The sequence below is a fragment of the Mucilaginibacter aquatilis genome (genome assembly GCF_009755275.1).
In the GTDB taxonomy this organism is placed as follows: Bacteria; Bacteroidota; Bacteroidia; order Sphingobacteriales; family Sphingobacteriaceae; genus Mucilaginibacter; species Mucilaginibacter aquatilis.
Map to the genome: position 1 here is coordinate 280,164 of NZ_WQLA01000001.1, position 19,434 is coordinate 299,597.

Annotated in this window: 20 protein-coding genes; 13 read left to right on the forward strand and 7 right to left on the reverse strand. The window is 41.1% G+C overall.

The annotated features are described in order from the left end of the window. The first annotated feature begins 128 nt into the window (after positions 1 to 128). Positions 129 to 1,022 carry a cation diffusion facilitator family transporter gene (locus GO816_RS01330; protein WP_157539551.1) on the forward strand — a complete coding sequence of 298 codons (894 nt, stop codon included), beginning with the start codon at positions 129 to 131 and terminating at the stop codon, positions 1,020 to 1,022. Positions 1,023 to 1,032: 10 nt separating this feature from the next. On the opposite strand, the gene pyrF is transcribed toward GO816_RS01330, so the two are convergent. Beyond that, entirely contained in the window at positions 1,033 to 1,866 is an 834-nt protein-coding gene (gene pyrF, locus GO816_RS01335; protein ID WP_157539552.1) for an orotidine-5'-phosphate decarboxylase, read from the reverse strand. 286 nt (positions 1,867 to 2,152) lie between these two features. Between pyrF and rho the strand changes: the two genes are divergently transcribed. The 3 genes from rho to purS all read left to right on the forward strand — a co-directional run bounded on the left by rho (position 2,153) and on the right by purS (position 5,202). Next, a complete protein-coding gene (gene rho, locus GO816_RS01340; protein ID WP_157539553.1) occupies positions 2,153 to 3,931 on the forward strand; it encodes a transcription termination factor Rho in 1,779 nt (592 codons plus the stop codon). A 304-nt stretch (positions 3,932 to 4,235) separates the two neighbouring features. Further along, a complete protein-coding gene (locus tag GO816_RS01345; protein ID WP_198171393.1) occupies positions 4,236 to 4,949 on the forward strand; it encodes a CDP-alcohol phosphatidyltransferase family protein in 714 nt (237 codons plus the stop codon). Between the two features lies 1 nt (position 4,950). Further along, a complete protein-coding gene (gene purS, locus GO816_RS01350; RefSeq protein WP_157539555.1) occupies positions 4,951 to 5,202 on the forward strand; it encodes a phosphoribosylformylglycinamidine synthase subunit PurS in 252 nt (83 codons plus the stop codon). 221 nt (positions 5,203 to 5,423) lie between these two features. Here purS and GO816_RS01355 read toward each other — a convergent pair whose 3' ends face one another. Together GO816_RS01355 and folK are read right to left on the reverse strand one after the other, a co-directional pair. After that, positions 5,424 to 5,789 carry an Hpt domain-containing protein gene (locus tag GO816_RS01355; RefSeq protein WP_157539556.1) on the reverse strand — a complete coding sequence of 122 codons (366 nt, stop codon included), beginning with the start codon at positions 5,787 to 5,789 and terminating at the stop codon, positions 5,424 to 5,426. A 19-nt stretch (positions 5,790 to 5,808) separates the two neighbouring features. Continuing rightward, complete coding sequence (folK, locus tag GO816_RS01360; RefSeq protein WP_157539557.1) at positions 5,809 to 6,294, reverse strand: 2-amino-4-hydroxy-6-hydroxymethyldihydropteridine diphosphokinase; 486 nt, start codon at positions 6,292 to 6,294, stop codon at positions 5,809 to 5,811. 87 nt (positions 6,295 to 6,381) lie between these two features. Here folK and sppA point away from each other — a divergent pair, with 87 nt between their 5' ends. From sppA to GO816_RS01395, 7 genes are all read left to right on the forward strand, one after another. Next, positions 6,382 to 8,154 (forward strand): signal peptide peptidase SppA, encoded by a 1,773-nt coding sequence (gene sppA / locus GO816_RS01365; protein ID WP_157539558.1) that lies wholly within the window; start codon positions 6,382 to 6,384, stop codon positions 8,152 to 8,154. A gap of 141 nt (positions 8,155 to 8,295) precedes the next feature. Continuing rightward, a complete protein-coding gene (locus tag GO816_RS01370) occupies positions 8,296 to 9,984 on the forward strand; it encodes a DNA polymerase/3'-5' exonuclease PolX (protein WP_157539559.1) in 1,689 nt (562 codons plus the stop codon). Further along, positions 9,985 to 10,488, forward strand: a complete 504-nt coding sequence (rfaE2, locus tag GO816_RS01375) for a D-glycero-beta-D-manno-heptose 1-phosphate adenylyltransferase (RefSeq protein WP_157539560.1) — start codon at positions 9,985 to 9,987, stop codon at positions 10,486 to 10,488. Positions 10,489 to 10,505: 17 nt separating this feature from the next. Beyond that, positions 10,506 to 11,474 (forward strand): glycosyltransferase family 9 protein, encoded by a 969-nt coding sequence (locus tag GO816_RS01380; RefSeq protein WP_157539561.1) that lies wholly within the window; start codon positions 10,506 to 10,508, stop codon positions 11,472 to 11,474. A 72-nt stretch (positions 11,475 to 11,546) separates the two neighbouring features. Continuing rightward, complete coding sequence (locus GO816_RS01385; RefSeq protein ID WP_157539562.1) at positions 11,547 to 12,242, forward strand: porin family protein; 696 nt, start codon at positions 11,547 to 11,549, stop codon at positions 12,240 to 12,242. Between the two features lie 76 nt (positions 12,243 to 12,318). Beyond that, a complete protein-coding gene (locus tag GO816_RS01390) occupies positions 12,319 to 12,921 on the forward strand; it encodes a porin family protein (RefSeq protein WP_157539563.1) in 603 nt (200 codons plus the stop codon). Positions 12,922 to 13,084: 163 nt separating this feature from the next. Beyond that, entirely contained in the window at positions 13,085 to 13,561 is a 477-nt protein-coding gene (locus tag GO816_RS01395) for a SixA phosphatase family protein (protein ID WP_157539564.1), read from the forward strand. Between the two features lie 53 nt (positions 13,562 to 13,614). Here the strand turns inward: GO816_RS01395 and dprA are convergent, their stop codons facing one another. After that, a complete protein-coding gene (dprA, locus tag GO816_RS01400) occupies positions 13,615 to 14,715 on the reverse strand; it encodes a DNA-processing protein DprA (RefSeq protein WP_157539565.1) in 1,101 nt (366 codons plus the stop codon). A 239-nt stretch (positions 14,716 to 14,954) separates the two neighbouring features. Between dprA and GO816_RS01405 the strand changes: the two genes are divergently transcribed. Continuing rightward, complete coding sequence (locus GO816_RS01405) at positions 14,955 to 15,335, forward strand: BlaI/MecI/CopY family transcriptional regulator (RefSeq protein ID WP_157539566.1); 381 nt, start codon at positions 14,955 to 14,957, stop codon at positions 15,333 to 15,335. Beyond that, positions 15,328 to 17,046 (forward strand): TonB family protein, encoded by a 1,719-nt coding sequence (locus GO816_RS01410; RefSeq protein ID WP_157539567.1) that lies wholly within the window; start codon positions 15,328 to 15,330, stop codon positions 17,044 to 17,046. The genes GO816_RS01405 and GO816_RS01410 overlap by 8 nt, the downstream gene beginning before the upstream one ends. 44 nt (positions 17,047 to 17,090) lie before the next feature. Here GO816_RS01410 and rsmG read toward each other — a convergent pair whose 3' ends face one another. From rsmG to GO816_RS01425, 3 genes are read right to left on the reverse strand one after another with little or no spacing between them, the layout of a single operon-like run. Further along, the gene (rsmG, locus tag GO816_RS01415; protein WP_157539568.1) at positions 17,091 to 17,717 is read right to left on the reverse strand and encodes a 16S rRNA (guanine(527)-N(7))-methyltransferase RsmG; all 627 of its coding nucleotides are present in this window, start codon (positions 17,715 to 17,717) and stop codon (positions 17,091 to 17,093) included. Then, positions 17,718 to 18,311, reverse strand: coding sequence for an RNA polymerase sigma factor (locus tag GO816_RS01420; protein ID WP_157539569.1), 594 nt, complete (start codon positions 18,309 to 18,311; stop codon positions 17,718 to 17,720). After that, positions 18,302 to 19,363: a glycosyltransferase gene (locus GO816_RS01425; protein ID WP_157539570.1), complete on the reverse strand. Its 1,062-nt coding sequence runs from the start codon at positions 19,361 to 19,363 to the stop codon at positions 18,302 to 18,304. Before GO816_RS01425 ends, GO816_RS01420 begins: the two co-directional genes overlap by 10 nt. Between the last annotated feature and the right edge of the window lie 71 nt (positions 19,364 to 19,434).

A 19,434-nucleotide genomic window follows, 5' to 3' on the forward strand; every position in this document is an offset into this window, starting at 1 on the left:
ATTTATTAATCCAACACTTTTATTACAAAGTATTTAAGAATAAGCATCACTTCTCTTAAAAGTAAAAGCTTCACCCGCAATTTTGCTTCAAACTAAAACCTAATACACTTGCAACGTGTAATTAGCGTATGCCAGCATCTAAAACTCCAATTTATACAGCCCTTGCTGCCAACCTGCTTATAGCTGCTACAAAGTTAACAGCTGCGGTATTTACGGGCAGCTCAGCAATGGTGTCGGAAGGTATTCATTCCTTGGTTGATACCAGCAACGAAGTACTATTGCTGCTGGGCATACGTAATAGCCAAAAGCCGGCCGATGATGTTAGGCAATTTGGCTACGGCAAGGAACTGTACTTTTGGTCGTTTGTGGTGTCACTTTTGTTTTTTGCCTTAGGTGGTGGCTTTTCTATATACGAAGGTATTGAGCATTTAATGCATCCGCAGCACGTTAAAAACCCTGTTTGGAATTATATTGTATTGGGTATAGCGTTTATATTCGATGGCATTTCGTTTATAACCGCTTTAAAGGAATTTAAACGTCAGCGCGGAGATACGCCTTTTTGGAAGGCAGTACACGTAAGTAAAGACCCATCAACCTTTGTGGTGCTTTTTGAAGATGCTGCCGATGTTTTAGGTATCCTCATAGCCTTTACAGGCATTTTGCTTGGTCAAATTTTAAACAACCCATATATTGATGGCATTGCCTCGGTGATGATAGGCCTGCTTCTTACAGCGGTAGCCATTTTGCTGGTACGCGAAAGCCGCAGCCTGCTCATGGGTGAAAGCGCATCGGCAGAGGATCTGCAGGCAATTACCCGCATCATTGAAAATCATAACAAAGTAAAGCAGGTGCTATCTCACCAATCAATGTACCTTGCTCCCGAGGAAGTGATTTTGGTACTGAAAATAAGGTTCACCGAAGGCTCTATTGTTGAGGAATTGAGTAATGCAATAGGAGCACTAAAGAAAAGTATACAAAATAAGTATCCTCGCTTTAAGCAGATTTACATTGAAATAGGATAACTTATTCAGGCTATAATATGCCGGCCTTTTCCAATTCTGTTGCCATTTGCGTTTGCAGTTTTAAGGCTTCAGCACGGGCAGCTTCGGCAAAATTTTTTCCGTTTGATGCATAAATAATTGACCTGGAAGAATTCACCAGCAAACCACATTCACTTGTTATACCATACCGGCATACGTCTTCAAGGCTTCCACCTTGCGCACCCACGCCCGGAACAAGCAGGAAGTTGTTGGGCGCATGCTTACGTATGTTTTCAAACTCCTGCCCTTTGGTAGCGCCAACAACAAACATTATACGTTCAGCTCCTGCCAACGTGTTAACCTTATTAATTACCGCCTCATGTAACAAACCTTCATTAGTTTGCAGGTACTGAAAATCATGGCTTCCCACTGATGACGTAAGTGCCAGCACAATAATCCACTTCCCTTCGTAAGCAAGGTAAGGTGTGATGCTATCATGGCCCATATATGGTGTTACAGTTATAGCATCAAAACCCATTCCGCTGGCCTTTTTATCAAAAAATGCGCGGGCATAACGGTCGCTGGTGTTACCAATATCGCCGCGTTTAGCATCGATAATACTCAGGCAGTTTTTAGGCAGATATTCGTAAGTTTTAATGAGGCTTTGCAAGCCCTTTACGCCATAAGTTTCGTAAAAGGCAGCATTTGGTTTGTAAGCCACACATAAATCGGCGGTGGCGTCAATAATACGCTTGTTGAACTCAAATATCGGGTCTTCAAAATCATGCAAAAAATCGGGTATCTTATCTAAATCGGTATCTAAGCCAACGCATAAAAACGATTTCTTTTGTTTAATTTGATCAATGAGTTCCTGACGTGAGAGCATATTTAAGAAAAGTAAAATATTTTACCGGGCAAAAAAACTAAAAATAGCCCGAAGTGTTAGCCTTGTGTAACTATTTTTTAAATTAATTGTATAAAATAAAATTAATAGTTACTATTGCAGCGTTTCCAAATAAATTTTTCTTGCACTAAAGAAAAGTTGTAAAAATCCCACGTTGCTTTTAAAACATTAACTTTTTAATCAAGGTGCGTTACAGCAGCAAGACTAATTTTCTTTATACAACAAACAATCAAAATATTATCCCTTTTTGAATTTTTAATTCACCTCCATGCCCGATAAACTCGAACTGAATGACAAGTTAGTGTCTGAATTGCGCCAGATGGCCAAGGACCTGGGTATTGCCGAAGCAGACGAACTGCGCAAGGCTCAGCTTGTTACACGCATAACCGAACAACAACAGCTTATTGAAACCGCAAGGGAACAACAAGCTACTCTTGATAATAATTATAATAACGGTACTGAAACTGCTGACAGTGCCGCCGCTCCGGCTGCTGAAGCAGAAAACGACGATAAACCACGCAAACGTACGCGTAGCGTAAAGGCTAAAACCCCTGTCGCCGAAGCAGAGGTTGCTGCCGCTGCTGATTTATTTGCCGCCCCTGAACCTATTGTACAGGCCGAAACTGCAATTGCAGGTACACCAAATGATGTGCAGGCAATTGAAACCGTTACCGAAAACACGCACACACCGTTTGCGGCCCCACTTGCCGAACAAGCAACACGTACGCGTACGCAAAAATTTGAGCGTGAGCGTCGTCCTCAGGGAAACCCGCGCGAAGGACAAAACCAGCAACGCGATCAGCAACCGCGTGAAAATAATCATCAGCAGCGCGAAAATAATCAACAACGTGAAAACGGTCAGCAACGCGAAAACAACCGCGAGCATAACCGCGATAACAATCAAAATAAAAAGGAAGAGATAAACCTTGATTTTGATAACGTTATTGTAAATGAAGGCGTTTTAGAAATTATGCCTGATGGTTATGGTTTCCTGCGCTCATCTGACTATAACTACCTTACCTCTCCTGATGATATTTATGTATCACAATCACAAATTAAATTGTTCGGCCTAAAAACCGGCGATACAGTGAGAGGTAGCATTCGTCCACCAAAAGAGGGTGAGAAATATTTCCCGCTGGTGCGCGTAGAAGCTATCAATGGCCGTATACCTGCCGAGGTGCGTGATCGTGTTCCGTTTGATCACTTAACGCCGCTGTTTCCTTCAGAGCGTTTGAACTTGTTTACTGATGGCAGCAATTATTCAACCCGTATTATGGACCTGTTTTCGCCAATTGGTAAAGGTCAGCGTGGTTTGATTGTAGCGCAGCCTAAAACAGGTAAAACCATGTTGTTGAAGGATGTGGCTAATGCAATTGCAAAAAACCACCCTGAGGTATACCTTATTATATTACTAATTGACGAACGCCCTGAGGAGGTAACCGATATGGCCCGCAGCGTACGCGCAGAGGTGGTATCATCAACGTTTGATGAACCGGCCGAGCGCCACGTTAAAATTGCCAACATTGTGCTTGAAAAAGCAAAACGTATGGTAGAGTGCGGTCATGACGTGGTTATATTGCTCGACTCTATTACCCGTTTAGCGCGTGCTTACAATACCGTAGCACCTGCATCAGGTAAAATATTATCGGGTGGTGTTGATGCCAATGCATTGCACAAGCCTAAGCGTTTCTTTGGTGCGGCCCGTAACATTGAGGATGGCGGCTCGCTGACCATTATTGCGACAGCCCTTACCGAAACCGGCTCTAAAATGGATGAGGTTATCTTTGAAGAGTTTAAAGGTACCGGTAACATGGAGCTGCAACTGGATCGTAAGTTATCTAACAAACGTATCTTCCCTGCTATTGATATCACAGCATCAAGTACCCGCCGCGACGATTTATTGTTAGACCGCGAAACCCTGCAACGCATATGGATTCTTCGCAATCACCTTGCCGATATGAATTCAATCGAATCGATGGAGTTTTTACAGGCACAAATACGCGGCACCAAATCAAACGAAGAGTTTTTGGTATCAATGAACTCGTAAGGTTGACAGGTTGATGGTAACATCAATCATAAACAAATGCTATATAATGCCATTTCGGATTACTGTTCGAAATGGCATTTTTGTTTAAGAATGCTTCCGCAACGGGTTAAACATTTATAATTGATAAACCCACAGCTTTGAATTTCAACAAAGGCAGCAATGATAATTCCAGCCAAGCACTGCTAGTATTCATTGCTTATTTAAATACACTGCAAACATCCACATTAAAATACCGTTAGGATTTAAAGCCAATGCCACAATGTTTATACATGGTTAATATTATTTGGCTATCTTCAACGCCGAAATGAGGAATCGCGTTCAGAAACATGTACCCAACGCCATTACCTGTGCCAACCTGTTTAGCGGATGCGTGGGAATAGTTTTCGTTGCCTTTCAAGACAACCTTATATTTGCATCATACTGCATTTTCCTGGCAGCTATTTTTGATTTTTTTGACGGCTTGGCTTCCAGGGTGCTCAAAGCATTTTCAGTAATAGGAAAAGATCTTGATTCGCTGGCCGATGTGGTAAGCTTTGGCGTACTGCCCTCTTTTATTATGTACCGCTTGTTTTTACAGGCGCCTCAAATATCAGGAGTAAGCACCTATTTAAATTACATAGCATTCCTTATACCCGTATTTTCGGCATTAAGGCTGGCAAAGTTCAATAACGATGAGCGGCAGTCTGATAGCTTTATAGGCCTGCCCACCCCTGCTAATGCTATACTCATTGGTTCGTTTCCGCTGATACTTAAAGACAATGTTGACTTCTTGTCGGCATTTATACTCAACCCATTCTTTTTAGCCTTTTTTGTGCTTATAATGTGTACGTTACTGGTAATTGAATTACCATTGATGTCACTCAAATTTAAAAACCGCGATTTTCAACGAAATATTTATCGGTATATCTTACTCCTGTTGTCGGCAATTCTGATATTGTTTTTTAAATTTGCCGCAATTCCGGCGATTATAGTAATGTACATCGCCTTATCAATCATTCAAATAAGATTTGCCAAATAGTATGAAATTCCAGGCCGAAATTGACGTAATGCCAAAAAAAGAAATTCTTGACCCGCAAGGTAAAGCTGTTACCGGCAGCATGAAAAACCTTGGACTGGCCGAGATTCAAAACGTACGCATTGGCAAACACGTATCATTAGAGATTGAAGCAGACACTCAGGAAGCTGCTGAAAACAAAGTAGAGCAAGCTTGTAAAAGCTTACTGGCTAACCTTATTATGGAAAGCTATAGCTTTACAGTTACCGCTGTATAGTTTCATAACCTTTATAAAATATCGAAATCACTGTCATTTTGATTAGTAGTTGAATTAATTAACGGAATACCACCGTTTAAGAAACACATCTACTCATCAAAATGACTTTTTTATTTGCAGTCGCCACAAAGCCTAAGCTCGCGTGTACTTTAATCATACGCAAAAAAAAGACGCATTACCTGCGTCTCACCGTCAAATTACAAATTGGATTTTAAAAAACATTAAGCGCCTTTTTCAGCTCTTATTTTTTCCAACTCCGCAAGGTTTGCTTCAATCAACACCTTAGCATTATCAAATTTGTCTTTTAAAACCTGAGGCTCCGGAGCACCATTTTTGGCTATGTGCTCAATATCCTGCATCATACCCTGCGTGGTATGCATACCAAAAAAGCCTAGGTTAGGTTTAAGCTTGTGCGCCGCAGCGCCGGCTGCAGCCCAGTTTTGACTGCTTATAGCGCTACCAATTTCGGTAATAAGCATTGGAGTTTGCTGTAAAAACATATCTATTGATTCTACAATAAACTCGTCGCTGCCGTCAGCTATCTCGTATAAAAAGGTTAGGTCAAGGTCTGCTTGGTTCTCAGCCATATAAATTTACAATTGTTATTCAAAAATATATTTTTTTTACATCCGATTTATCCTGCAAATCATTTTTCAATTCATTAATTGTGGTTTGCAGCAAAGGATGTACAAAGTTCGGTGCAATTTCGGCAAGTGGTTCAAGAGTAAAGCGCCTGTTATGCAACTCGGGATGCGGAACAACCAGATTGGGCTTGTTAATGATCTCATCACCATAAAACAAAATATCAATATCAATGGTACGCGCTCCCCACTTTTCCAACCGCTCGCGGCCAAGTAATAACTCAATTGCAAGAATGTTGTTTAGTAAATCTTCAGCGCTTAACTGCGTTTGTATCAACAACACCTGATTCAGATAGTCGGGCAAATCAGTTTTTCCCCAGCTTTGAGTTTCGTAAACGCCCGATTTTGTTTGTATGCTTCTGACTTGTGCACTAATGTAATCGGCCGCTTGCTGTAAAAACATTTGCCTGTTGCCAAGGTTACTTCCTAACAGTAAATAAACGCTTACCATGTTGTAACAAATATTATATTGTATGCTCTAAACATTATATTGTACTCAATTATTAAGTTTGCATAGTTAAATTATTTAATATAGTTAATGAAACAATTTTTCAAGTTCGTACTGGCTACTGTAGTGGGCATTGTTATAGTTTGTATAATAATGCTGTTTGTAGTAATAGGCATAATAGCTGCCGCCGCCAGCGACGGTGATGTTAAAGTTGAGGACAACTCTGTTTTAAACGTATCTTTTAAAACTAACATCCCTGAACGTACACCCAACAATCCCCTTGCCGGGCTAGACTTTTTGGGCTTTAGTGATGACAAGCAACTAGGATTAAATGATATTTTGTCAAGCATAAAAAAAGCAAAAACAGACGATCATATTAAAGGTATTTTTATTACAGATAGTTACCTAATGGCCGGACAGGCAACTGCCCAGGAAATACGCGACGCTCTCATCGACTTCAAAAAATCTAAGAAATTCATCATTGCTTACTCAGAAGTGTATACGCAGGGCTTTTATTACATGGCTTCTGTAGCCGATAAGGTTTACATAAACCCAAAAGGCATATTTGAGTTTGCGGGCATGAGTTCACAAGTTACCTTTTTTAAAGGTGCCCTTGATAAACTGGGCATTGAAGCACAAATAATTAAAGTAGGTACTTATAAAAGCGCCGTAGAGCCATTTTTTCTTGATAAAATGAGCGATGCCAACCGCCAGCAGGTTACAGCCTACCTTGGTTCACTATACAACCAATTTTTGGGCGGTGTTAGTGCAAGCCGTAAAATTAACAAAGACAGCTTATACGTTATAGCCGACCAACTTAAAGTACGCTACCCTGCCGATGCGCTTAAATATAAACTGGTTGACGGATTGAAATACAAAGACGAGGTTTTAAACGAACTTAAAAAACTTACCAATACCGACTTAGACAAGAATTTAAAAGGGGTTGAGTTACCGGCTTATGCAAAAAGCAGCGGTGCCGATGATAATGACAAGGATGTTGATTCATCAAACCAAATTGCGATGATATACGCATCGGGCGAAATTAACGGTGGCGAAGGTGATGACAACAGCATCGGTTCTGACCGCATTTCGGCAGCCCTGCGTAAAGCACGCCTTAGCGATAAAGTGAAAGCAGTTGTTTTGCGTGTAAATTCACCGGGCGGAAGTTCATTAGCATCAGATGTTATATGGCGCGAAGTAAGTCTTACTAAAAAGGTAAAGCCTATTATTGTATCAATGGGTGCTTATGCGGCATCGGGCGGTTACTATATTTCTTGTGCGGCCGATTCTATATTTGCTCAGCCAAACACTGTAACCGGTTCAATAGGCATATTTGCCATCCTTCCTAATATGCAAAAACTGCTTAATGATAAACTGGGCATTACTTTCGATGGCGTTAAAACAGGTAAATATGCCGATCTAGGCGATGTGAGCCGTCCGCTTACTGCTGATGAACGCGCCATTTTGCAAGACCAGATTAACAATGGCTACGATGATTTTACCAAGGCAGTTGCCGATGGTCGTAAAAAAAGCCAAGCATATATCAATACCATTGGTCAAGGCCGGGTATGGACAGGCGAGCAAGCACTTAAAATTGGATTGGTTGACAGGCTTGGCAACATCAATGATGCCATTGCCAGCGCAGCAAAAAAGGCCAAAATCAAAAACTATAAGCTGGTTGCCTACCCTGAGCAAAAAGGTTTCTTTAAAAGCATGAGCGATGATGTGCAAACCCGTATAAAAACAAACCTGCTGCAGAAAGAGCTTGGCACTAATTACGCTTACTACAACCAGCTTAAAACACTGCAAGGCATGATCAGGGTTCCACAGGCACGCTTGCCGTTTGTTGCCGAGCATTGGTAGGCTAACAACCTACCTACCTACCCGGGTGTAGGCGTTGCCTAGCGTTTGTAATACCAAGCATGCTCTAATAGTTCCAACAAAATACCAACAAAAGCTGTTCATTGAGAATGGCTTTTGTATTTTTACAACCATTCTGCTGTTATGGAAAATAAACCTATTGCCGGTCAACTTAAACTACTGGCCAAATTAATGGAACTGCATGGCGAAAACGAGTTTAAAACACGCTCGGTTGCCAATGCCTCTTTTACCATTGATAAGCTGCCTTACAAAATTGCCGACAAAAGCTTCGAAGAGATAACGCAAATTAAAGGTGTAGGCAAAAGCATTGCCGCCTACATTAAAGAGCTTTTGGAAACCGGGTCATTATCTGACTTGCAAGATCTGCTAAAGGCCACTCCTGATGGTGTAATTGAAATAATGAACATCAAGGGCATCGGACCTAAAAAGGTTGCCGTAATATGGAAACAACTGGGTATTGAAAATACCGGAGAACTTTACTATGCCTGTAATGAAAACCGGCTTGCCGAGGCAAAAGGCTTTGGCTTAAAAACACAGGACGAGATTTTAAAAGCTCTTGAATTTAGAATGGCCAGCAATGGCAAGTTTCTGTATGCACAGGCCCAGCATGAAGCCAAAGAATTAATGGTTTTACTGAAAGGCATGTTCCCGGGCGCGCTAATAGAGTTTGCCGGAGATTACCGCCGTTGCTGCGAAGTAATATCTGAGTTAGTAGTTGTGCTTGGCAGCCGTGACGCTGAATTGGTAATAAGCTCACTGTCGGTATCAACTATATTAAATAACATTAACGTTAACAATTGCGAAGTAAGCGGCGAAACAGCAAATGGCTTACTGGTAACCATAGTAGTTACTGACAAACGCTTTTTCTATCGCGATTTATTTACTTACACCGGTAACGACAGGCATGTGGAGGCAGTGCTATCGCGCATTGTAGATGCCATTGACCAGCCCGATAACGAAGAATTTATATATAAAAAGGCAAGCCTTCCCTGGATGCCGCCCGAGTTACGCGAGGGTACAAACTTTATAAACAAAGCTGCCGTAAATTTTTTGCCCGATTTGATTGATTACTCAGACTTAAAGGGCACCTTGCACAATCACAGTACCTGGAGCGATGGTATCAACACCCTTGAAGAAATGGCCTTGTTTTGCCGCAACGAGCTCAAATTGCAGTATTTAGGCATATGCGATCACAGCAAAAGCGCTGTTTACGCCAAAGGCCTGAGCGTGGAAAGGGTATTGCAGCAACATGAGGAAGTTGACCGGTTAAACGGCACTCTTGAGGACTTTCATATATTTAAAGGGATAGAATCTGATATTCTGGGTGATGGTTCTCTTGACTATCCTAATGATATCCTTGAAAAATTTGATTTTGTAGTTGCTTCCGTTCACTCCAATTTAAAATTGGATGTGGATAAGGCAACAAACCGTATTATAAAAGCAATTGAAAATCCATACACTACCATATTGGGCCACCCTACCGGCCGCCTGTTGCTGGGCCGCGAAGGATACCCGCTGAATTTTGAAAAGGTTATTGATGCCTGCGCAGCTAATAACGTAATTATAGAAATAAATGCCAATCCACGCAGGCTTGATCTTGACTGGCGCTGGTGCCAGTATGCCATATCAAAAGGTGTGTTACTATCAATAAACCCCGATGCACACCGTGTGGAAGGTTTTCATGATATGCATTACGGTATATTATCGGCACGCAAAGGTGGTGTTACTAAAGAGAATTGCCTAAACGCACTATCGTTACAGGAAATTAAGGAGAAGTTTGAACAGCGTAAAGCTACTATCACTACCGTATAAATGAGACCTGAGCTTGAGCAAATACTTTTAAGTAAAATAACAGACCTGTCTTCACTCCAACAAAAAGTTAACGAGTGGAAGCAGCAAGGCGAAAAGGTAGTATTTACAAACGGCGTTTTTGATTTGGTACACATTGGCCACATCAGCTATCTCAACAAAGCTGCACAATTAGGTAGCAAACTTATAATCGGGCTAAATGCCGATTTATCAGTAAAAAGGCTTAAAGGAGAAACACGGCCCGTAAATAACCAGGATAGCCGGGCGGCGTTGCTTGCAGCATTCTTTTTTGTAGATGCCGTAGTATTGTTTGATGAAGATACACCGCACAATTTGATTAGCACTCTGCTGCCTGATATATTGGTTAAAGGTGCCGATTATGAAATTGAAAATATTGTTGGTGCTAAAGAAGTTCTTGCCAACGGTGGCGAGGTAAAAACTATAACCTTTGTTGAAGGCTATTCCTCCACATCAATCATCCAAAAAATCAGGAATCAACAATCCTGAAGCATAACTGCAGGTAAATGAAAATTCTGGTAATAAGGTTTAGCTCCATGGGCGATATAATTTACACTACCCCGGTAGTGCGATGCCTTAAAGAGCAAATTCCAGGTGCCGAAGTACATTTTTTAACTAAACCGGCATTCAGATACATTTACGATAACAACCCATACGTTGACAAACTACTGCTACTAAAGCCTGACTTGAGTGATACCATAAAGGACATAAAAGCTGAAAAGTATGACATACTGGTTGACCTGCATTCGAACCTGCGAACCCGTATAATTAAAATACGTACGGGCATTAAAGCCTACACGTATGATAAGCAACGCTTACGCAAATGGCTAAGCTTAAAATTCAACCTTAAGCTTGTACCTCCTGTTCATCTGGTTGACCGCTACCTCAAAGCTGTAGCTCCGCTTGGAATAAGCAATGATGGAAAGCCTATTAACTACTATATAAAGAAAGAATATTCTTTACAAAATTTGTTGCCACCAACACATCAAGCTGGTTATATAGTTTTTGTTATTGGCGCAACGCATAATACCAAGCGTATGCCAAACCACAAGGTTGTGCAAATATGTCAAAACATAAACCAGCCCGTTATACTCTTAGGCGGAAACGATGTAAAGGGTAACGGTAATGAGATTGCCGCCAGTGCAGGCTCGCATGTAATTAACCTCTGTGGCGCTACAACTTTAGACGAATCTGTTTTCCTTGTATCGAAAGCGCGTTGCCTGCTGGGGTTTGATACCGGCCTTACCCATATTGCCGAAGCTTTCGATATACCCATAGCATCCATTTGGGGCAGTACCGTGCCCGAGCTTTTGGGTGTGCAGCCTTACAAAGTAAGTAAGGCACTTGTAGCCGGTGTTGATTTACCATGCCGTCCGTGCTCAAAATTTGGCCAGGAAAAATGCCCGCTAGGGCATTTTAAGTGTATGCATGAAATAAGCAACGAGCTTTTAATAAATTTCACTAAAAGCTGTTAAACGCTTAATAATGAAATAATAAACGCAGCCAATATTTATTTATATTTGCTCAATTAAGCTTTATCGCATTTTATGAAAAAATCTCTACTAACCCTTGTGGCTGCAGTAAGCTGTTTTACTGCGTCAGCACAATTCCGTAACACATCAAGCCCTACATTTGGTATAAAAGGCGGTGTAAACTTTGCAAGTGTAACAATTTCACAAAACGGCACATCATCTGATTATGGTAGTGGTACCCTTACATCATTTTCGGCAGGTGTATTTGCTGATTTACCACTTGGCGAAAAATTCTCGGTACAACCAGGCTTATTCTACAGTGGCAAAGGCTACAAAATCAAAGTCAATTTTGACATGGGATCTGCATTTAACATCAATGCCGAAGAATCATTAAAGCTGGCTTATATACAACTTCCGGTTCATTTCCTTTATAATGCTGATGCTAATTTTGGCAGGTTCTTTTTTGGAGCAGGTCCATTTGCAGCAGCTGCTATAAAAGCCAAAGGTAAAATTAGCGGCGACATCTCATTGGGTGAAGAATACGGAGGTGAATCAGGCAGCAACACTACTGAACAAGACCTTGAAATTGGCAGCAATGGAGTTATTAAGCGCTTGGATTATGGCGTAACCGGCCTTATTGGCGTTAGGTTCAATAACGGCATATCATTAAGTGCCAACTATGATTATGGTTTGGCTGACATCTATAACAATTCTGTAAGTCAAAAAATGAAAACCCGCACCATCGGACTTTCTTTAGGCTATTCCTTCTAAAAAACATTAAGCGTTAAACCTTAATATACTGCTAAAGTCTCAACTACATCAATTAACATACTTTATCACAACACAAATGAAAAAATTCATTTTAGCCGCAATTTTAGCGGGCTCATTCTTTACTGCTTCGGCACAATCAAACACAACTTTTGGCGTTAGCGGCGGCGTTAACTTTGCAAAAATCACAGCATCAGTTGATGGTGTATCAGGATCAGGTTCAAGCGGCACCTTAACATCCTTTTCAGTAGGTGTATTTGCTGATGCCCCACTCGGAAATAACTTCTCTATCCAACCAGGTTTATACTATACCGGTAAGGGTGGAGCATCTAACGATGGCGGCGATGGCAAACTGAAATTAAATTACCTTCAGGTTCCGGTAAACTTTCTTTACAACGCTCCTTTTGGCGGCGGTAAGCTTTTTGTAGGTGCCGGCCCTTACGTTGGTATTGGCTTAAACGCTAAAACAACCAGTGGAAGCCAAAGCGTTGACCTTGAATTTGGTACCGACGTAAAAAGAACCGATGTTGGTGCAACCGGCTTATTAGGTGTTCGTTTTGATAATGGCTTACTTTTGAAAGCTAATTACGACTTAGGCTTAACAAATATTTTAGGCGATAACGAAATTGGCGTATCATCTAAAAACCGCGTAATTGGTTTATCAGTAGGTTTTACGTTCTAATAAGAAATTTAATAGTACAAACGGTCGGCTTTAAAAAAGCCGGCCGTTTGCGTTTATCAGATTTTGTAATTTATATAGATTAAGTAAATTAAACGTACTGCCAATTGAATTTTATTTTAACTGCATTGAAACGATTGACGGGTATTTGCTATTTTTATAGTAAATGAAGAAGTTACTGCTGATTAGACATGCTGAAGCATTACCGCATTCAGAAAAGGGTGATTATTACAGACCGCTATCTCAAAAAGGAGAAGCAGATGTAAAGAACCTGGCTCAAAAGCTTAATGCTAATAACCTGGTGCCTGAACAAATTATTTGCAGTGCGGCTTTGCGAACGCAGACTACTGCCAATACACTGGCAACAGCTTTTAACATAAATAACCTTAAGGCAACGGAGGCAATTTATGAAGCCAGCGAGAACACGCTGCTTCGCGAAATCAATCATTTTTCGAATGCATATGACTTTGTTGCTATGGTTGGGCATAACCCTAGCATAGCATACCTGCTACTCAACTTAACCGGCAAAGTACGCGATGTGCCACCATGCACTGCCGTTACTGTTGTATTTGAGGATGCCGACAGCTGGCAGGAGATAACGCATGAATCTGGCGTAATTACATGGTATGCAACTCCATCATAAACTTTACAGGATTTGAATTTTTAAGGTCTTTCAATAGTTAAAAATGTTCTCGCTTAAGCTATTACATAAGTTTTGCCCGGCCGGGCGTTAATATAACCCTGCATCTCCATGTTAAGCAGGTTCATGGCTAACGCACTAACAGGCATATTTAATATAATGCTCAAATCATCAATTGCTACGGGCACACTACTATTTTGCAGCATATGCCATATGGCTTGTTCCTGTTCGCTTAAATCAATGGGTAGCATAAACTGCTTGGCGGCAGGCTTACTGCCCGATTGAACATCCCACCCCATTAGGTAAGCCAAATCGGCTGCGCAACTCAGCAAACCAGCCTTATGGTTCCTGATAAGGAAGTTACAGCCTTCAGAATAGGTATCATATACACGCCCGGGAAACGCAAATACATCCCGGTTATATGAATTGGCAATTTCGGCAGTAATAAGTGCTCCCCCTTTTATGCCTGCTTCTACCACAACAGTAACATCGGCCATACCAGCCACAATTCGGTTACGCTGTGGGAAATTTTCCCTATCGGGCTTGGTGCCTGATGGGTACTCGCTAAGCAAGCCGCCGTTAAGTATCATTTTATCCGCAACGCCCCGGTTTTGGCTGGGGTATAGTCGGTCTAAACTATGGCCTAATACACCAATGGTTGGCAGGTTAAGTCTCAGGCTTTCCTTATGCGCCGCTACGTCAATACCCAGGGCAAGGCCGCTTACTACCAAAACGCCGTATTGCTGCAAATCTTCAAGCAGCTCCTTGCATAACTGCCGTCCATAGTCAGTAGCATTACGCGTTCCAACAATGCTTACTACACGTTTGTTGTTTAAGTCAGCATTTCCTTTACTGTAAAGTAAAATAGGAGCGTCATTACAATTCTTGAGCTTTTTTGGATATCGCTCATCAGTGTAGAAAATAACATCAATACCGTTTTTCTCAACAAATTGAATTTCCTGCGTAGCCTGATCAAGGGCTGCATTAAGGTTTAGGCTTTCAATGGTTTTGTGACCTATGCCCGGTACACGCTTAAAACGCTGCACCGATCCATTAAAAACTTCATCAGCACTGCCAAAATAAGCCAGTAATGATTTTGATAAGGTAGGGCCGATGCCCTTGATAAGTGATAAAGCTATTTGGTGTTTAAGTGTCATGATGCAGCCGCAAGATAATACCTCATACCTATTTACCCGTTAGGGTAAAAAAAAATTTTTAGGAAAACAGTGTATTTGAAGCCATAGAGCGTCTTTTAACTATAAAACTATCAAAATAGTTTGCGAACTATAAAAATAGTAGTACTTTCGGCTATCCAAACTACAAAAGCAGTTTGATAACTATTCATATAGTTTTATAAAACTACCATTATAGTTTGCTTTTTTAACCAGAAACAACAATGAAAGAATTAACTAAGGCCGAGGAACAGGTAATGCAGATTTTGTGGAAGCTCAAAGAAGGAATTGTGAAGCAGATTCTCGATCAAATGCCTGACGATCCGAAGCCGGCTTACAACACGGTAAGCACAGTGGTACGCGTACTTGAAAGCAAGGGATTTGTTGACCACAAAGCATACGGAAACTCACACGTGTACTTCCCTACCGTTAGTGAAGACCAATACAAAAAATTTGCTTTTGATAAGGTGATTAAAAGCTACTTTAACAACTCTTACAAAAGCCTGGTATCATACCTGGTAAAAGAGCAAAAGCTAAACCTTAGCGAATTGGCAGAATTAATTTTATTGGCTGAACGCAGTCGCAAAAAAAATAGTGATGATTAATTTTTTGCAATACCTGTTGGAGGTAAATGTTTACCTCGCCCTTGCTTATTTAGGTTACTGGGCGCTATTGCGCCGGCAAACATTTTATAATGCAAACAGGGCCTATTTGCTTACCGCTATTGTGGTTTGTTTTATGATTCCGCTGGTGCAAATAAGCTTTGAAGCCAGGCACACAAGCGTGGTTACACAGGCACTTATACAGCAAGGTTCAATGCAGGCAACACACTCTGACACATCCGTCGTTACAGGAGATGCCACTTTAGAGCCTTTTAAAGCTCTTACAGCGCTTTACTTAGCCGCAGTGACAGTCTTGCTTGTATTATTACTTTCAAGGCTTTACAAGCTCTTAAAATTAATATCTGGAGGCAAGAGAAGTAAATGCGATGGCTACATACTTGTGCAGGTGCCTGAAACACCATCACCGTTTTCATTTATAAGCTATGTATTTGTAGCTAATGAAGACCAGATGCAGCCGGTAATTTTGAAGCACGAATTGGTACATATTAACCAAAAACACAGCTATGATATCCTCCTCTTGGAGGTAGTAAAAGTAATTTGCTGGTTTAATCCCGTTGTATATCTGCTGCAAAACAGCCTCAAAACAATTCATGAATTTGAGGCCGACCGCCTTACGGCGGGAAAAACTGAGCAAGATAGCTATGTTGACTTTTTGATTGCCCAGGCTTGCCAAAATAGCGGCCTCAGCGTTGCCAATCACTTTTCTGAAAAAAACCTTTTAAAATCAAGAATAATGAAGCTCTATCAAAAACGCTCAGGTAAATTAGCCAGGCTAAATTACCTTATGGCCCTGCCATTATGTGCAGGCATGCTATGCGCCTCGTCGGCCGCATTTAGTAAAGAATACGGATTTAAAGTTGAGTGGGGAAAAGCTGCTTTTACAACCACCGGGTTAAACGCCAAAGCGGTATCTTCAAATGCTGACTCGTTAAAAAAGTTACGTTTAAAAGTTACCAGTGGTAATACCACTGCAGTAACTGATCAACTTAAAGTGAATGGTGCCAGCGGTAAGCAACTTGTATACACCGCTCAAAATATCACCGAAAACGACAAAAGAAACTTAAAAGAAAAGTTTGGCATCAAGGTGGAAACAATAAGCGCTGAAAGCAATACAACCAGCATAATGGCACTACCCCCACCTCCGCCAGCTACCGCGCGCAATTTATCTAAATACAAATTACCACCGCCACCTCCCCCTCCAATTGAGAGACCCGGATCAAAAAAGAATAAGAAAAACATTCCGCCACCACCGCCACCAATTGAAGGCAATTTAAAGGATGAAGACTTAACAGCAAGTGAGCGAACTCAACTCAAAAACGAAGGTAAACTGGTAACCTATTCGTTTCAAGAATTGCTTAAGCATGTAAACAGAAACATGCGCTATCCTGCTCAAGCTCAAAAAAACAACGTTACCGGTACGCTGCTAACAAGCTTTAGGGTAGATGAAAACAGAGAAGTTTCAGACGTAGCCATCAAACAAAGCGCAAACCCAATTCTTGATTCTGAGGCCAAAAATGCAGTTTCTAGCTACAAAGGAAAAGTGATTGCCAAACCCGGAAATTACACCATGCGATTAAGCTTTAAACTCCAGTACCCGGATGGTAAAACATCTGAAAGTTATGAAAATAAAAGTGAATTGGAAAGGCCTACCGCAGGTACAATCATCATAACTGCAGAAGGTGATAGCAATTAATTTTTAATTTAACTAACACGTGTTAAACACTGTTTTACAGCATTTTATATTTTAACATATATAACCTGCTTAGTCTCGAAGAACTCCTCCTCAAAGTAGTTTTTCAGGAAGTATTGCTGAACGGCTAAACCCGACTCGGCAATTTCCTGTTTAAGATCTCCCCCTTTCAAATACAAAATTCCGTTCGGTAAAGTATTCTTTGAATCCTTGTTAAATTTACCTTTTACCCAAGGGTAGAAATCTTTTAATTGCGTTACAGCACGCGATACAACAAAATCAAACTTACCAGGTATTTGCTCTGCACGACTATGCGTTGCTTTCAGGTTTTTCAAACCCGCTGCCGATGCTACTTCGCTAACCACTTTTATTTTCTTCCCAATGGAATCAACCAAGTGAAAGTCAGTCTCTGGGTATAAAATAGCCAATGGCACACCCGGAAAACCACCGCCTGTACCTACGTCAAGCACATGTTCGCCGGGCAAAAAGCTCATCACCTTGGCAATTCCCAATGAATGAAGCACATGCCGCTCATACAATGAGTCCATATCCTTGCGCGAGATGACGTTGATTTGCTGGTTCCAGTAATTGTACAGCTCAGAAAGCTGGTTAAATTGCTCTTGCTGCTGGCTTGTTATTTCGGGGAAATATTTATTGATAAGTCCGGCGTCCATTTATCGGTCAATGCGGTTAATGATGTTGCCCAGCAGGTATTTAGCTCTGAATAATTGAGCTTTTACCGTACCTAACGGCAAATCAAGTTGTTGTGCAATTTCTTCGTATGATAACTCATCAAAATACCTCAAAGTCAATAAGTTGCGATAACGAGGCGGTAAACTTTCAATTAGCAGCTTAATTTCGTTCGACTGCTGTTTTTTAATTGAAGTTTCTTCAGGATTCAACGTATCGGCCTTAATTTGCAGCGGCCTGTCATCCTCCTCGTCCATCATATTATTGATGGATACGGTATTGAGCTTCTTTTTACGCAAAAAATCGATGCAATTATTGGTGGCCACCCTAAACAGCCATGTGCTAAAAGCATAATCAGGCTGATATTTGTCTAGCTTTTCAAATGCTTTGGCAAAGGTCTCAACGGTTATGTCCATGGCATCCTCGCGGTTGTTCACCATTTTGAGCGACATAAAGTATATAGAATCTTTGTAGCGCTGCATTAAATCAGCGAAAGCTTTCTGGCTTCCTTCTCTCGCTTTCAGCACCAGCTGATAATCGTTTTTTGCGTTTTCGGTAAAGTTGGCGTTTACTTCCATTGTATGGTTTTTACAAATGTTCCTATTAAACCAAACACATTTAAGTACACATAATAAAGCAAATCAAAAAAAGGTAAATACCAAATCAAATCTTTGCCCGTCAGCCTGTTAGCCGACTTTATGTAAATTACAATTTGAGTTATTAACCTAATGGCATATAACCCGGTTATAATTGGTAACTGTATTTTAAAAACTATGCACAATACTAATGCCACATAAAAAAAGAAGCCGCTTAAAGCTTCAAAGCTCAACATACGGCGGTGCTTATTTTTATACAAGCCCCCTACTCCCATGTGGCGTTTTTTTTGCCGGTAATAGCCACCTAAAGTGCGCTTGGAGTCAGTGTATACAAAAGCATCTTTGTGTATTTCAATTGCTGTATTGTTAGCAGTAGCATTTTTATTTACAAATAAATCATCATCGCCTGCTAAAATATGCAAATGCGCTGCAAACCCTTTTACGCTAAAAAACAGTGATTTGGTGTAAGCCAGGTTACGACCAATACCCATATAAGCATTGCGCCCTAAGGCTGCCGAAAAATAGGTAACTGCTGTTTTAAGCGTTTCAAAACGAGTGAAGGCATTTATAAACCCTCTGCTCTTTTTATAGGGCGAATATCCAAGTACAATTTGCACACCAGGCGTAAACTGAGAAGCCATCCGCGCAATCCAATGCGGTGAAGCCGGTTCACAATCGGCATCGGTAAACAGTAAATGTTCGTGACTGGCGGCTTTTATACCCATGGTTAGGGCAAACTTTTTCCCGGTTTTAAAGCGGGGATGTTCTGTAACTGTAACCAATTTAAGGTGTGGATAGTTTTTAGCAAAATCTTCTAATACCCAACGGGTATCGTCTACCGAGCAATCATTAATTACCACAACTTCGTAGTTTGGATAATCTTGTGATAAAATTGCAGGCAGATACAGTTTAAGGTTCTCCGCCTCGTTACGGGCACTAATAATTACTGAGACCGGTAAGTCTACTGCTGAAACATCGGCATCGGGCACGCTGAAAGCTGCCAAACGACGCTGCACTATTAATAAAAAGCCCATTTGCCAAATAAAGCAGAGCGCAAAAAAACTCAATAAAACAAAGGGTATATATTGTTCCAAATTCGGGCACT